Source organism: Roseomonas nitratireducens (assembly GCF_017813355.1).
GTDB lineage: Bacteria > Pseudomonadota > Alphaproteobacteria > Acetobacterales > Acetobacteraceae > Neoroseomonas > Neoroseomonas nitratireducens.
Genome location: NZ_JAGIYZ010000033.1, coordinates 1 through 13,866 on the forward strand (window position 1 = coordinate 1; position 13,866 = coordinate 13,866).

The 13,866-nt window shown below is 74.5% G+C and carries 13 protein-coding genes; 5 read left to right on the plus strand and 8 right to left on the minus strand.

Annotation, left to right across the window (positions count from 1 at the left end):
- The 5 genes from J5Y09_RS22140 to J5Y09_RS22160 all read right to left on the minus strand — a co-directional run.
- The coding region (locus tag J5Y09_RS22140; RefSeq protein ID WP_209354035.1) for an ankyrin repeat domain-containing protein at positions 1–456 on the minus strand (456 nt) is incomplete at its 3' end.
- Between the two features lie 43 nt (positions 457–499).
- A complete protein-coding gene (locus J5Y09_RS22145; protein ID WP_209354036.1) occupies positions 500–2,584 on the minus strand; it encodes a hypothetical protein in 2,085 nt (694 codons plus the stop codon).
- 3 nt (positions 2,585–2,587) lie between these two features.
- On the minus strand, positions 2,588–5,326 hold the full coding sequence (locus J5Y09_RS22150; protein ID WP_209354037.1) for a DUF4159 domain-containing protein: 2,739 nt from the start codon (positions 5,324–5,326) through the stop codon (positions 2,588–2,590).
- Positions 5,326–6,177: a DUF58 domain-containing protein gene (locus J5Y09_RS22155; protein ID WP_209354038.1), complete on the minus strand. Its 852-nt coding sequence runs from the start codon at positions 6,175–6,177 to the stop codon at positions 5,326–5,328. The genes J5Y09_RS22150 and J5Y09_RS22155 overlap by 1 nt, the downstream gene beginning before the upstream one ends.
- 99 nt (positions 6,178–6,276) lie before the next feature.
- Positions 6,277–7,281 carry an AAA family ATPase gene (locus tag J5Y09_RS22160; RefSeq protein ID WP_209354039.1) on the minus strand — a complete coding sequence of 335 codons (1,005 nt, stop codon included), beginning with the start codon at positions 7,279–7,281 and terminating at the stop codon, positions 6,277–6,279.
- Positions 7,282–7,387: 106 nt separating this feature from the next.
- On the opposite strand from J5Y09_RS22160, the gene J5Y09_RS22165 reads away from it, so the two are divergent.
- Positions 7,388–7,975 (plus strand): DUF1285 domain-containing protein, encoded by a 588-nt coding sequence (locus J5Y09_RS22165; protein WP_342451532.1) that lies wholly within the window; start codon positions 7,388–7,390, stop codon positions 7,973–7,975.
- Positions 7,972–8,589, plus strand: coding sequence for a CoA pyrophosphatase (locus J5Y09_RS22170; RefSeq protein ID WP_209354040.1), 618 nt, complete (start codon positions 7,972–7,974; stop codon positions 8,587–8,589). Before J5Y09_RS22165 ends, J5Y09_RS22170 begins: the two co-directional genes overlap by 4 nt.
- Here the strand turns inward: J5Y09_RS22170 and J5Y09_RS22175 are convergent.
- Positions 8,580–9,551: a sodium-dependent bicarbonate transport family permease gene (locus J5Y09_RS22175; protein ID WP_209354041.1), complete on the minus strand. Its 972-nt coding sequence runs from the start codon at positions 9,549–9,551 to the stop codon at positions 8,580–8,582. The two genes, J5Y09_RS22170 and J5Y09_RS22175, sit on opposite strands and share 10 nt — an antisense overlap.
- A gap of 93 nt (positions 9,552–9,644) precedes the next feature.
- Positions 9,645–10,529, minus strand: a complete 885-nt coding sequence (locus tag J5Y09_RS22180; protein WP_209354042.1) for a LysR family transcriptional regulator — start codon at positions 10,527–10,529, stop codon at positions 9,645–9,647.
- 95 nt (positions 10,530–10,624) lie between these two features.
- Here J5Y09_RS22180 and J5Y09_RS22185 point away from each other — a divergent pair, with 95 nt between their 5' ends.
- The 3 genes from J5Y09_RS22185 (at position 10,625) to J5Y09_RS22195 (ending at position 12,959) form a co-directional block, all read left to right on the plus strand.
- Complete coding sequence (locus J5Y09_RS22185; protein ID WP_209354043.1) at positions 10,625–11,134, plus strand: hypothetical protein; 510 nt, start codon at positions 10,625–10,627, stop codon at positions 11,132–11,134.
- A gap of 91 nt (positions 11,135–11,225) precedes the next feature.
- Positions 11,226–12,200: a Bug family tripartite tricarboxylate transporter substrate binding protein gene (locus J5Y09_RS22190; protein WP_209354044.1), complete on the plus strand. Its 975-nt coding sequence runs from the start codon at positions 11,226–11,228 to the stop codon at positions 12,198–12,200.
- Positions 12,201–12,305: 105 nt separating this feature from the next.
- A complete protein-coding gene (locus J5Y09_RS22195; protein WP_209354045.1) occupies positions 12,306–12,959 on the plus strand; it encodes a fused DSP-PTPase phosphatase/NAD kinase-like protein in 654 nt (217 codons plus the stop codon).
- Positions 12,960–12,975: 16 nt separating this feature from the next.
- Here the strand turns inward: J5Y09_RS22195 and J5Y09_RS22200 are convergent, their stop codons facing one another.
- The gene (locus tag J5Y09_RS22200) at positions 12,976–13,773 is read right to left on the minus strand and encodes a class I SAM-dependent methyltransferase (protein ID WP_209354046.1); all 798 of its coding nucleotides are present in this window, start codon (positions 13,771–13,773) and stop codon (positions 12,976–12,978) included.
- Positions 13,774–13,866 lie beyond the last annotated feature (93 nt).

Consider the following 13,866-nt stretch of genomic DNA (forward strand, 5'->3'; position numbering starts at 1 on the left):
CGCCACCGCGGCGCGGTCGCGCGCGGCGCGCTGCGCGGGCGTCAGCGCGCTGTCGGGCGGCGGGGCCGGCCCGCGGGCCGTCGCGCGGGCGGACAGCAGGTAGAACAGGATCTCGTTGCGCCCCTGGTCGACCGCCGCGTCCACCGGCGTCAGGCCGAGCACGTTGCGTTCCTCGAGATTCGCGCCGCGGTTCACCGCGTCCCGCGCCGCGGCCATGTCGCCGCGGTTGATGGCGTCGAACAGCGCGGCGGTGGGGGACAGGTTGGCGTTCGGGTCGCCCGGGATCGGTTCCGGCGCGCGTCGCGCGGCAAGGCCCGGCAGGGCCGCCGGCGGGCGGCTCGCCGCGCCGGCGCCCGCGCCCGGCGGCGGGCCGCCGGATTGGGCATGGGCCGGGGAAGGGCCGCCGGGCAGGCCCGGCAGGCCCAGCAGGGCGAGGATCAGGGCAAGGCGCTTCATGCCGCCCTTCTACGCCCCTTCGCCCGGCCGGGGAAACACCGCGCTATCGCCCTTCCCGCCGCCAGGCCATCACGGCGGCGCCGAGCAGCAGCACCAGCGCCAGCCAGGCCGGCAGCAGCGGCAGGGCGGATATCCCGGTGACGGTATGGTCCCCGTTGCGGCGCAGGCCGATCCAGCCGGCGCCGGCCACGTCCCGCCCCGGTGCCACGCGCCGGATGTCGGGGATCGCCGGCGTCGCGCCATCGCCCATGAAACGCGCCGCGCCGCCGGTCGCGGCCAGCAGCGGGCGCAGCCTTTCGGGGTCGGCGCGCAGGTCCGCGACCTCCATCGGATTGGCGGCGGCCGAGGCGGCGAAGGCGCTGCGCCGCCCGTCATTGGCCTGCCAGACGCCCGGCATGGTCGCGGGCAGGCTGAGGACCGAACGCCCGCCGCCCGCTTCCTCGGGCCGCGCGCGGGTGATGGTGCTGTCGGGCGCCGTCACGGTGATTTCCGGCGGCGGCCCGGCATCGAGGCTGCGGCGCGTGACGACCATGCGCCCGGCCTCGATCCGCGCCGAGAGGTCCTCCTCCTCCAGTTCCGATTCGCGCATCAGCCAATGGGCGACGCGGCGCAGCACCTCCTGCTGCGGCCCGCCGCCGTCATGCCCGCGCGACCACAGCCAGATGTGGTCGGACAGCAGCAGCGCGACGCGGCCTTCGCCGACGCGGTCCAGCACCATCAGCGGTGCGCCCTCGGGGCCTTCCATCACCACCGATCCGCTGCGGGCATCGGCGCGCAGCCAGCGATACCAGCGGCCCCATTGCGCCTCGGCCTGCTCGCTGTTCGCGCCCGGCAGGCCCTCGGTGACCGGGTGGCGGAAGCCCAGCGCCGAGACGCGCGGGCGGAAGGCGCCTTCGGCCACGGCGTTCTGCCGCCCCGCCGGCCGCGCCGGCAGCACCTGGCCGAGCGGCGTCAGCGCGAGCGAGACCGGCCCGCTGAATTCCGGCCCCGTGGACATCAGCAGCGCGCCGCCGCCGCGGACGTAGTCGGCGATGTTGCGCAGGTAGGTCGCGGGCAGGATGCCGCGATTGGAAAAGCGGTCGAAGACGACGAGGTCGAATTCGCGCAGCTTCACCTGGAACAGCTCGCGCACCGGGAAGGCGATCAGCGCGAGCTCGTTCAGCGGAGTCAGGTCGTCCTTCTCCGGCGGGCGAAGGATGGTGAAGTGCACCAGGTCGACATTCGGGTCGGCCTTGAGCAGCCGCCGCCAGGTGCGCTCCCCCGCATGCGGCTCGCCCGAGACGAGCAGCACGCGCAGCCGGTCGCGCACGCCGTTGATGGTCACGACCTGGCGGTTGTTGAGCGGGCTGACCTCGCCCGGGCGCGGCTCGGCCTCGATCTCCACCACGGTCGGGCCGCCGCGCTGGATCGGCACGGCGATGCGGTGGTCGCGGCCGACCGGCACGCTCTCGCTGCGCGGCGCCTCCCCGTCGCGGCGGATGGTCAGCCGCGCCGCGCCGGTCGCGTTGGCGACGCCGAGGTCGTCGACCGCGACGCGCACCTCGACCTCCCGCCCCACGATGCCGAAGCCCGGCGCCTCGATGATGCGCAGGCGCCGGTCGGTCTCCCCCGCGCGGCCGGGCAGCAGCGCGTGGAAGGGCGCGTCGAAGGGGATGGCGGCGGGGATGTCGTGCGCCTGCCCGTCGGTCAGCGCGACGATGCCGGCCAGCCGCGCGCGCGGGATGTCGGCCAGCGCGCGCTCGATGGCTGCGAACAGGCGCGTGCCCTGGTTGCCGGCCTCCGGCACCTCGATCGTGCGCAGTTCGAGTTCCGCGAGGCGGCCGGCGCGGGCCTCGATCTCCCGCCGCGCGGCCTCGATCTGCGCCGCGCGCGTGCCGACGGAGGTCGAATCGCTGCGGTCCACCACCAGCAGGGCGATGTCGGGCCGCGTCTCCCGGCTTTCCTCGACCAGCCGCGGATTGGCCAGCGCCAGCAGCACCAGCGCGAAGCAGGCCGCGCGCCACCACACGCCGCGCGCCCGCCGCCAGATCGCCGGCAACAGCGCCAGCAGCGCGACAAGCCCCGCCGCCGCCAGCAGCCACAACGGCAGCACGGGGGCGAAGTCGAGCCCGGCCAGGGTGCGCGTCATCGCCTAGTTCCCCAGCCGTTCGAGGATCGCCGGCACATGCACCTGGTCGCCCTTGTAGTTGCCGGTCAGCGCGTACATCACGAGGTTCACGCCGAAGCGGTAGGCGAGGATGCGCTGCCGCGCCCCGCCGGGGATGGTCGCGTAGGGATTCTGCCCGCGCGCATCCATCGCCCAGGCCGCCGCCCAGTCATGCCCGCCGATGATCACCGGGCTGACGCTGTCATTCGCCCGGTCCTGGTCGCGCGCCACCCAGACCTGCCCGCCGGCATAGCGGCCGGGCAGGTCCTGCAGCAGGTAGAAGGCGCGCTTGAGCACGTGGTCCTCGGGCACCGGCGCCAGCGGCGGCACGGCGAGGTCGCGCGTGACGCGCCGCAGCGCCGCGCGCGCGCCGGGGTTCATGCCGTCGCCCGAACCCTCGTCCCGCGTGTCCAGCAGGATGATGCCGCCATTGCGCATGAAGCCGTTCAGCGCCGCCGCCGTCGCCGCGTCCGGCTGCGCCGCCTCGGCCAGCACGGGCCAGTAGAGCAGCGGGTAGAAGGACAGGTCGTCGCGCCCGGGCACGACCGGATGCGGTTCGGCCAGCGCGGCGGCCGTGCGGCGGTTCACGAAATCCGACAGGCCGAGCAGGCCGAGGCGCGAGACCTCGTCCACCTGCGTGTCGCCGGTGACGATGTAGCCCAGCCGCGTGGCGATCGCCGCCGCGCCGTCGGCCTGCTGCGCCCCGGCCGGCGCGGCCAGGGCAAACATCAGCAGCGCCGCGACGCGCGCGCGGCGCGACCATTGCACGCCGACCAGCCCGCGCTGCACCAGCGAGACCAGCAGGTCGGCCACCAGCAGCAGCAGCGCGAGCGCCAGCAGCCACGGCCCCAGGTCGCGTTCTCCCGGCACGCCGCCGATCGTCTCCACCCGCGCGCCCTGCGGCGGCGCCGCGGCCGGGCGGGGCGGCGGCAGGTGCGCCGAAAGGTTCAGCGCGCGCCGCCAGGTGGCTTCCTCCGGCTGCCCCGCCGTGCCGTACCAGCCCGGCGGATGGCGCGGCGACGCCACGGTCTCCTCCACCCGGTTGGCCGGGATGGGTGCGGCGGCGGGCGGGGCGGGGCCGAGCCGGCCGAAGCCGTCCAGGATCTCGAGCGGGGCGAGCGGCGCTTCCCCTTCCGCCCCCTGCACGCCGGCCGACAGCGCGACGAGGCGGCGCAGCATGTCCACGAACAGGCCCGACAGCGGCAGGCTCGACCATTCGGCGTTGGCGGTCACGTGGAACAGCACGATCCGCCCCTTGCCGCGCGCGACGGCGGTGACCAGCGGCGTGCCGTCCGACAGCCTGGCCCAGGACCGCTCGGTCAGGCGCGGGGAGGGCTCGGCCAGCACCTGCCGCTCGATCGTCACCTCCGCCGGCGGCACCAGCCCCGCGAAGGGCGAGCCTTCCGGGAAGGGGGCCAGCGTCTGCGGCCGGTCCCAGGACAGCGCGCCGCCCAGTTGCCGTTCCCCCGCGCGGAGTGCGACGGGCAGCAGCGGGTCAGGCCGCTCGGCCAGGCGCGGGCCGGCGAAGCGCACCAGCGTGCCGCCTTCCTCGACCCAGCGGGTCAGCGCCTCCCTCTCGCGCCCTTCCGGCACCTCCCGGTCCGCCAGCACCAGCACGGCGAGGCGGCGGGCGAGCAGGGCTTCCGGCGTGCCGCGCCGGATCTCGGCATAGGGGCCGAGCGCGCGGTCGAGGTAGAAGAGGTCGCCGGTCAGCGGCGCGTCCGCGCTCGTCTCGACCGCGGCGGACAGCCCCACGGGGCGGCGGCGGAAGCGCTCGTCCAGCAGCACCGTCCCGGCCGCGCCGGCTTCCGGTTCCAGGTCCAGCCGCACCACCTGGTTGCGGATCTCGATCGGCAGGTCGAGCGCGGCCTCCGCACTCGTCGCGCCGGCCGGGAAGGCCAGGGTGGCGGAGGCGATGGCCCGGCCATCCCCGGTCCGCGCCAGCACCGTCGCCTCGGTCGGCGCCGTCATCGGCGCCTGCAGCACGCGGGCGACCAGCCGGTCGGCTTCCGCGCGCGGCGGCGGCAGGATCCGCAGCGGCTGCGCCGCGGCGCGGGCGAGGGTGAGCGGCCCGGCTTCCGCCAGCGCGGCGCCGAAGCGCGCGGCGGCCTCGCCCTCCGCCCCGTGTTCCAGCCCGTCGGTCACCCAGAGCGTGGCGAGCGGGCCCGGATGGGCGGCGCGGAAGGCGGCGAGCGCGGTGATCGCCGCGGCATGGTCCGGCGCCCAGGGGCGCGGGCGCAGCGCGGCGAGCCGCGCGCGGGCTTCCTCGGCGGGCATCAGCGCGGTCGCGGCGACCGCTTCGCCATTCGCGGGCGGGGCGGTGGCCAGCAGCGCGACGCGCCGGCCTTCCCGCGTCGCGGCGTCCAGCGCGCCCGCCGCCGCCGCCGCGCGGGCGGGCCAGTCGGGCGCGGCGGCCCAGCCATCGTCGATCGCGACCAGCAGCGGGCCGTCGCCCCCGCCGCCCGCCTGCGGTTGCCAGACCGGCCGCGCCAGGCCGAGCACGAGCAGCGCCGCCGCGGCCAGCCGCAGCAGCAGCAGCCACCACGGCGTGCGGTGCGGCGTTTCCTCCGTCGGCGGCAGGTCCCGCAGCAGGCGGATCGCCGGGAAGGACTGGGTGCGCGGCGCGGGCGGGGACACCCGCAGCAGCCACCACAGCAGCGGCAGCGCGGGCAGCGCCAGCAGCAGCCAGGGCGCGGCGAAGGCGAGGGGGCCCAGTTGCCACATCAGCCGGGCGCCAATCGCCGATGCAGCGCGAGCAGCGCGCCTTCGGGCGGCTGGTCGGTGCGATGGGTGGCGAAGGACCAGCCGGAGCCGGAGGCGATCGCGGCCAGCCCTTCGCGGTGCCGGGCGAGCCGTTCCTCGTACAGCGCGCGCACGCCCTCGACGCGCGGCACGAGCGCTTCCTCGGGCAGGCCGACGCCTTCGAAACGGATGCGGCCGGTGAAGGGCAGGGTCTCCTCCGCGGGATCGAGCACCTGCAGCATGTGGCCCCGGATCGACCGCGCCGCCAGCGCCGCGACGCGATGTCGCGTCTCCTCCAGCGGCGCGAGGAAGTCGCCGATCAGCACGGCGCGGGCGTGGCGGGGAATGCGCCCATCCTCCGGCACGACGGCCTGGCGGGGCAGGGATTGCGCCAGCGCGGCGAGCGCGCCCCGGCCCGAGAAGGCCCGCGGCAGGCCGAACAGCCGCACCCGTTCCCCGCCCCGGAACAGCAGGGCGGACAGCGCGAGGACGAGCAGTTCGGCGCGCGTGCGCTTGGAGGGCAGGTCACGCTCCGACCGCCATGCCATCGCTTCCCCGCCCTGGCACCACAGGGCGACGGTCTGGGCGGCTTCCCATTCCGTCTCGCGCACGAACAGCCGGTCGGACTTGGCCGATTGGCGCCAGTCGACGCGTGCGGCGGCGTCGCCGGGCAGATAGGGGCGGAACTGCCAGAAGGCATCGCCCTGGCCCGGGCGGCGGCGCCCATGGACCCCCTGCATCACCGTCGAGGCGACACGTTCCGCCTGCACGACCAGCGGCGGCAGCGCCGCGCCGAGCGATTCGGCCCATGGGACGATGACCGATGCCGTCATGCGCCCCCCATGTGGAGGGTTCCAAGGGCCTTAAGCCCTTGGCGGGGTGAGGTTTGGAGAGGGGCGGCGCCCCTCTCCAAGGCGATGCGCGCCGCCACGCTACGCGATGCTGTCCTTGAGCGCGTCGATCACTTCCGACAGTCGCACCCCATCAGCCCGTGCCGCGAAGGTCAGCGCCATGCGGTGCCGCAGCACCGGTTCGGCCAGCGCGATCACGTCGTCCACGCTGGGGGCGAGCCGCCCGTCGAGCAGCGCCCGCGCCCGCGTGGCCAGCATCAGCGCCTGCGCCGCGCGCGGCCCCGGCCCCCAGGCGAGGTGCTGGCGCACCGCATCCAGCCCCGTGGTCTCGGGCCGCGCGCCGCGCACCAGCTTCAGGATGGCGTCCAGCACCTGTTCGCCCACCGGGATTCGGCGGATCAGGCCCTGGGCGGCGATCAGCTCGGCCCCCGTCATGGCCTGGACGGGCCTGGCTTCCCGCGCGCCGGTGGTGGCCAGCAGCATGGCGCGCTCGGCCGCCGCGTCGGGGTAGCCGACCTCGATTTCCAGCAGGAAGCGGTCGAGCTGCGCCTCGGGCAGGGGATAGGTGCCTTCCTGCTCGATCGGGTTCTGCGTCGCCAGCACGTGGAAGGGGCCGGGCAGGGGGTGGATCTCCCCGCCGATCGCGACCCGGTGTTCCTGCATCGCCTGCAGCAGGGCGGACTGGGTGCGGGGGGAGGCGCGGTTGATCTCATCCGCCATCAGCAGCTGGCAGAAGATCGGGCCCTTGAGGAAGCGGAAGGCGCGCTTGCCGTGCGCATCCTCCTCCAGCACCTCCGACCCCAGGATATCGGCCGGCATCAGGTCCGGGGTGAACTGCACCCGGCGCGCATCGAGGCCGAGCACGGTGCCGAGCGTGTCCACCAGCTTGGTCTTGCCCAGGCCCGGAACGCCCACCAGCAGCACATGGCCGCCGGCGAGAAGGGTGGTCAGGACGCGCTCGACGACCAGCTCCTGGCCGAAGATGACGCGGCCGACCGCTTCGCGCACCCGGGCGAGGCGGGCGCCCAGCGCCTCCACCTCCGCGACGAGGGCTGCGGGATCCTGTGGCTCGGCCACTTCACTCATGCGGGCAGGGCTCCCTATATGACGGGGGTGGAGGCGCGCCGGCCGATGCCACCCGAGGTGGAATTACCTCGCATCGGCCACGCTGAGTGCAAGGGCGACGATGGGCATGACGGTCCACGGCATGGAAAAGGGCGGTTGCTCGGTGCCCCCGGCGGGGACCGTGCTGGCGCGCGCGAAGATGGATTGCGGCAACTATGCCATCCGAATCGCGCGCGACGGCACATGGTACTATCGGGGCAGCCCCATCAACCGGAAACCCCTGGTCTGCCTTTTCGCCTCGGTGCTGAAGCGCGGCGAGGACGGCGGCTACTGGCTGGAGACCCCCGCCGAGCGCGGCCGGATCGAGGTGGAGGACGCCCCCTTCCTCGCCGTCGAGCTGTTCTGGCGGGATTGCGACTGCGGCTGCGCCGTGCCCCAGCAATGCCTGACCTTCCGCACCAACCTCGATGAGCTGGTGACCGCCGGCCCCGCCCACCCGATCCGCGTCCACCTCGACCCCGCGACGCGGGAGCCGCGGCCCTACATCCTGGTCCGCCCGGGGCTGGAGGCGCGGATCAGCCGCGCCGTGTTCTACGAACTGGTGGCGCTGGCCCAGCCCGAGACGGTGGAGGGGCGGGAGATCCTCGGCGTGTGGAGCGAGGGGACCTTCTTCCCGATCGACGAGGCGCCGTCGCTGGACCTGGCGGCGGAGTGAGCGCCGCGCCCGCGCTCGACCTCGCCGGGCTCGCGGCCCGGCTCGCCGACCCCGACTCCATCCCGCGCGACCGTCCCTCCCCGGCGGATGACCTCGACCGCGCGGCGCGCACCGGCGGGCGGGTGGTCCAGGCCGCGGTGCTGGTGCCCATCGTCACCCATCCGGAACCCACGGTGCTGCTGACGCTGCGCTCCGCGCGGCTCAATTCCCATGCCGGCCAGGTGTCCTTCCCCGGCGGGCGGATGGAGCCTGGCGAGACGCCGGAGGAGGCCGCGCTGCGGGAGGCGGAGGAGGAGGTCGGGCTCGACCGCGCCATCCCCCGCATCATCGGCCGGCTGCCCGAGGTGCTGACGGGCACCGGCTATCGCGTGACGCCGGTGGTCGCGCTGCTGCGCCCGCCGCTGGCCCTCCGCCACGATCCGGGGGAGGTGGAGGAGCCGTTCGAATACCCGCTCGCGCGCCTGCTGGACCCCGCCGCGCCGGAGCGCCGGCGCCAGGAATTCCGTGGCCGGATGCGGGAATTCTGGGTCTGGCCGCATGAGCGCCACTACATCTGGGGGGCGACGGCCTCGATGCTGGTGACGCTGGCGGGCGTGCTGCGCGATCAGCGATAGAGCCACGCCGCCACCTGCCAATACAGCGGCAGCCCCAGCAGCAGGTTGAACGGGAAGGTCACGCCGAGCGAGGCGGTCAGGTAGATGCCCGGGCTCGCTTCCGGCAGCGCCGCGCGGCAGGCCGCCGGCGCGTCGATGTAGGAGGCCGAGGCGCAGATCGCCCCGAGCACGAAGGCCCCGCCCTGGCTCAGCCCGATCGCCTGCCCCGCGACGACGCCCACCAGCCCCCAGAACACCGGCGCGGCGATGGCGAAGACGGTCAGGAAGCGCCCCACCTTCGCGAAATCCCGCACCTGGCGCGCCGCGGTCATGCCCATCTCGAGCAGGAAGATCATCAGCACGCCGCGGAACAGCCCTTCATAGACCGGGCTGATCTGCCGCCATTGCGGGTCGGAGGCGACGGCGCCGATCAGCATGCCGCCCGACAGCAGCAGGATGCCCCGGCCGCGCAGCGTGTCCGCCGCCAGCGCGCCGAGCGACATCCCGCCCCGCGCCCGCCCCATCGAGATGCGCGCGAGCAGCAAGGCGACGATCACGCCCCATTCCATCAGCGCCACCACCGCCGGCATGAAGCCTTCCGCCGGCATGTCCATCGCCCGCGCGAAGGCCACCGCGGCGAAGAAGGTGACGGTGGAGACCGAGCCGTAATGCGCCGCGACCGCGGCCGCGTCCTGCACGCCGAAGCCCGCCGCGCGGCGCAGCAGCAGGAAGGTCGCGACCGGGATGGCCAGCGTCAGCGCGACGCCCGCGCCCAGCAGCGGCGCGACCTCGGCGAAGGGCACCTGCGCCAGTTCGCGCCCGCCCGTCAGCCCAATTGAGAACAGCAGGTAGATCGAGATCAGCTTCAGGACGGGCTCGGGCAGTTCGAGTTCCGACCGGATGAAGCCCGCCACCGCGCCGAGCGCGAAGGCCAGCACGATGGGCGAGAGGAGGTTGGTGATCAGCAGGTCGAAGCCCGGCATGGCGGCAGGTCCCGGATGGTGGCGGCGGGCGCTTCTGCCGGGGTCGATCGATTTGCGGAAATGAGTTTTTCGGCGGCTATTGATATCGAATTCTTATGAAAGCCCCGCCGCGCGGGCGAGCCCCTGCTCCACCGCCCGCGCCAGCGCCTCCGCCGCGCCCGGCGCGCCTTCGCGCAGCAGCAGGCAGATCACCGTCTCCTCCAGCGGCGGCAGCCCGGCGCGCGGGGAGATCGGCGCGAGGCCCGGCGGCACCAGCGTGCGCGGCAGCACCGTCACGCCCAGCCCCGCCCGCACCGCCGCCGCGGCGCCGGCGAGGGAGGGGCTCGTATAGACCACCTCGAAATCCCGCCCGGCCGCCGCCAGCGCCTGTTCCGCCCGTTCCCGGTAGACGCAGGGGGCGGGGCTGAGCACGAGCCGCAGCGGCCCCTCCCGCCCCGGCGGCCGCGCGCCTTCCGCGCCCACCCAGACCAGCGCCTCCCGCCACACCGCCCGCGCGCCGGGGTGCAGCCGGCCGGGCGCCTGCTTGATCACCACGAGGTCGTAGGCGCCGGCCTCGATCCCCTCGACCAGGCGGCGCGTCAGCTCGCAGGCGGTCGAAAGCCGCACCGCGGGGTGGCTTTGCACGAAGCGGGCGAGGATCGCGGGCAGGAAGGCGGTGGCGAAATCCTCCGGGCTGCCGAAGCGCACCTCCCCCGCCGCGTCGGCGTCCGACAGCCGCGCTGCGGCCGCGTCGAGCAGGCCGAGGATCTCCCGCGCGACCGGCAGCAGCGCCTCGCCCTCGGCCGTCAGCGCCACGCGGCGGCGGTCGCGCAGCAGCAGGCGGCGGCCGACGGCTTCCTCCAGCCGGCGCAGTTGCAGCGTGACGGCGGGCTGGGTGCGGCCGAGCCGTTCCCCGGTGCGGGTGAAGGACCGCGTTTCGGCCAGCAGCAGGAAGCAGCGCAGCAGCGCGGTGTCGAGGTCGGTGGGACGGCGGGTCACTTCGGTAGACTACGCGCCATGCGGGACAACTGTCGCCCGCCGGTGGCCCTGCCTATGCTCCGACCTCACACAAACGAGATCGGGGAGGACCACCCATGGCCAACAGCATCGCCGCCGAACGCCGCCTGCTCGGCGCCGACTTCGCCGCCGTCGAGGCAAGCCACTATCCCGCCCTCGCGGCCCTTTCCGCCGAGGATGCGCTGGCGCTGGCCCGCACGCTGCGCGAACACCGCGACCGGCTGCGCGGCATGGTGCATGCGAACCGCCGCGCCCGCCGCGGCAAGGGGGAGGCGCGCGCGAGCGCCGGCAATGACGAGGCGCTGGCCCGCCGCAAGCAGGTCTTCGCCGCGGCGCTGAAGCGGGTGAACCACCGGCTCGACATCCTGCACGGCACGGCGCGGCGCGCCTGGCACGCCGCCGCGCTCAAGGACGCGCTGGCGCGCAAGCGGGCCGCCGCCGCGCATCACCCGGCCTCCGGCCCCACCGCCGGGCAGGGGATGCACGCCAAGCCGAGCGCCAAGCGCAAGGTGCGCACCGACCCGCGGGAGATCGGCCGCGTGTCGCAGTTCGTGAAGGCGGGGCAGGCCCGGCGCGACAGCCGGTAGGCCGCGGCCGGCGGGGACCGGGCCCTTCATCTGGCCTTGACGGGCGCGGCGCGATATCTCGGGGCCGTCCATCTCCGGGAGTGACGACGCCATGAATACCCGCCGCACCCTATTGGCCGCCGGCGCCGGCCTGCTCGCCGCGCCCGCGGTCCAGGCCCAGGGCGAATGGCCGAACCGCACCGTGCGCATCATCGTCCCCTGGCCGCCGGGCGGGTCGACCGACGTGCTGGTGCGCATCTACGCCGAATTGCTGCAGCCGATCCTCGGCCAGACCTTCATCATCGAGAACCGGCCCGGCGCGGGCGGCAACATCGGCATCGACGCCACCGCCAAGGCGGCGCCGGACGGCTACACGATCGGCATCGCCTCGGTCGGGCATCTGGTGATCAACAGCTTCCTCTATGCCCGCCTGCCCTACGATCCGGCGCGGGACCTGGTGCCGGTCGGCATCGCCTGGGACCTGCCGAACGTCGTCGTCGTCAGCAGCCAGCACAACCCGTCGCGCAACCTGGCGGACTTCACCGCCTGGTGCCGCGCCAAGCGCGGCGGCTTCTCCTACGGATCGCCCGGCGTGGGCACGACGGGGCACCTGACCGGCGCGCTGTTTGCCAACCGCATCGGGGTCGAGGGCACGCACGTTCCGTTCCGCGGCGCGGCGCAGATCATCCCGGCGATGCTCTCGGGCGACCTCGACAGCGCGCTCGACAACCTCGCCTCCTACGTGCCGGTCATCACCGAAGGGCGCATGCGGGCGCTCGCCGTCACCTCCCAGAACCGCTGGCCGACCATGCAGGACGTGCCGACCATGGCCGAGGCGGGCGTGCCGAACTTCGTCGTCTCCTCCTGGCAGGGCTTCGTCTTCCCGGCGAATTCGCCGCGCGCGGCGATCGACCGGCTGGGCGGCGCGCTGCGGCGCATCGTCGCCGACCAGGCGGTGAAGGACCGCTTCCTGCGCGTGGGCGCCGAGGCGGTGTGGTCCTCGCCCGAGGACATGCTGGCGCGCGCGCAGCGCGAACGTCCGCTGTGGCAGGAAGCGGTGCGCGTGTCCGGCGCCCGGCTCGAATAGGCAGCGGGGGGAGAAGGGAACTTCTCCCCCCGGACCCCCCTCAACCTTCTTTGGAATCAAGGAAGGGAGGGGGTTCGGGGGAGGTTCCCCTCCCCCGACCTTCTCATGGCACTCCCTTCCCGCCGCGCCGCCTGGCTCAACTCGCTCTTCATCGACCACGCCCTGCTCCGCCTGGGCTGGCGCAACTGGGGCGTGGTGGAAAGCGGCCGCCTCTATCGCTCGAACCACCCGACGCCCTGGCAGCTGCGCCAGGCGGTGCGCCGCCACGGCATCCGGACCGTCATCAACCTGCGCGGCCATCGCGAGGCCTGCGGCTCGGACGTGCTGGGGCGGGAGGCGGCGGCCGCGCTCGGGCTCGAGCACATCGACGCGCCGCTCGAAAGCCGCGGCGCGCCGCACAAGGACCGCGTGCTGCGGCTCGCCGCCATCTTCGCGCGGATGGAGGAGCCGGCGCTGATCCACTGCAAGTCCGGCGCCGACCGCACGGGACTCGCGGCCGGCATCTGGCTGATGACGCGCGGGCGCGGCGTGGAGGAAGCGCTCGACCAGCTTTCGCTGCGCTTCGGCCATGTGGCGGCGGCGCGCACCGGCATCCTCGATGCCTTCTTCCGCCGCTACGCCGCCTTCGTGAAGCAGCATGGCGACAAGCCTTTCCTCGACTGGGTGCGCGACGACTATTCCGAGGACGCGCTGCGGGCGGAATTCCAGAGCACGCCCTGGGCCGACCGGCTGGTGGATGGGGTGCTGCGGCGCGAGTGACGCCGCAGCGGGCGGTTCAGCGCCGCGTCCCGATTACCACCAGGTAGTCGCGCGGCATCGCCACGCCGAGCGGCGTGCGATGCGCGTCGTGGAAGGCGATGAAGTCGCGGCGCAGCTCGTCGCGGCGTTCCGTCGTCCGGTGCAGGGTCTTGGTCGGGCCGTAGCCCTCGCTGAACACCTTCCAGACATGCTCGCCGGAGGGCATGCGCAGCACCGTCGTCCCCGTCTCGAAGGCCAGGTCGAAATCGGCGCCGAGCAATTCGCGCACCTTCTCCTCCCGCCCCCATTCGAAGGGGGAAGGCGGCGCCGGGCTGGGCGGCGGCGGCATGTAGGGCCGCATCATCTGGAACATCTGCGCGATGGTCCCCGTGGGCGGCCAGGTGGTCAGGCCGATGCGCCCGCCGGGCCGGACCAGCCGCGCCAGTTCGCGCGCCACCGCGTCCGGCCGCGCGGCGAACATCACGCCGCAGGTGGAGGTGACGGCGTCGAAGGCGCCGGCGGGAAGACTGGTGGCCTCGGCGTCGCCGACCTCGAAGTCGATCTTGAGGCCCGAGGCGGCGGCGAGGCTGCGCGCCGCCTCGATTACCCCGGCGCCGAGATCGACGCCGGTGACGCGCGCGCCCTTCTGGGCGAGCCGTCGCGCCGTCCAGCCCGTGCCGGTCGCGAGGTCGAGCACGCGCTCCCCGGGACGGATGTCGAGCCGGTCGAGCATGTGGTCGATGGAATCCGCGATGGTCTCGCTGACCTTGTCGTACTGCGCGCCGCCCGAGCCCCAGGTGGCGGCGGCCTTCTCGTTGTGCGGCAGGATGTCCATGTCGGGTCCTTCCCTTCTTGGCGTTCCGTCGTGCGGATCGCCGGGCGGACGCTAGGACTCCGCTCCATTAGGAGTCACGGATTTATCGCCTGC

What these genes read in the sequence shown, in the direction of transcription:
- J5Y09_RS22155 (WP_209354038.1), bottom strand. Translation starts at nt 6,177, where the DNA reads ATGACGGCATCGGTCATCGTCCCATGGGCCGAATCGCTCGGCGCGGCG.
- J5Y09_RS22185 (WP_209354043.1), top strand. Translation starts at nt 10,625, where the DNA reads ATGGCCAACAGCATCGCCGCCGAACGCCGCCTGCTCGGCGCCGACTTC.
- J5Y09_RS22145 (WP_209354036.1), bottom strand. Translation starts at nt 2,584, where the DNA reads ATGACGCGCACCCTGGCCGGGCTCGACTTCGCCCCCGTGCTGCCGTTG.
- J5Y09_RS22190 (WP_209354044.1), top strand. Translation starts at nt 11,226, where the DNA reads ATGAATACCCGCCGCACCCTATTGGCCGCCGGCGCCGGCCTGCTCGCC.
- J5Y09_RS22195 (WP_209354045.1), top strand. Translation starts at nt 12,306, where the DNA reads ATGGCACTCCCTTCCCGCCGCGCCGCCTGGCTCAACTCGCTCTTCATC.
- J5Y09_RS22160 (WP_209354039.1), bottom strand. Translation starts at nt 7,281, where the DNA reads ATGAGTGAAGTGGCCGAGCCACAGGATCCCGCAGCCCTCGTCGCGGAG.
- J5Y09_RS22175 (WP_209354041.1), bottom strand. Translation starts at nt 9,551, where the DNA reads ATGCCGGGCTTCGACCTGCTGATCACCAACCTCCTCTCGCCCATCGTG.
- J5Y09_RS22150 (WP_209354037.1), bottom strand. Translation starts at nt 5,326, where the DNA reads ATGTGGCAACTGGGCCCCCTCGCCTTCGCCGCGCCCTGGCTGCTGCTG.
- J5Y09_RS22200 (WP_209354046.1), bottom strand. Translation starts at nt 13,773, where the DNA reads ATGGACATCCTGCCGCACAACGAGAAGGCCGCCGCCACCTGGGGCTCG.
- J5Y09_RS22165 (WP_342451532.1), top strand. Translation starts at nt 7,388, where the DNA reads ATGACGGTCCACGGCATGGAAAAGGGCGGTTGCTCGGTGCCCCCGGCG.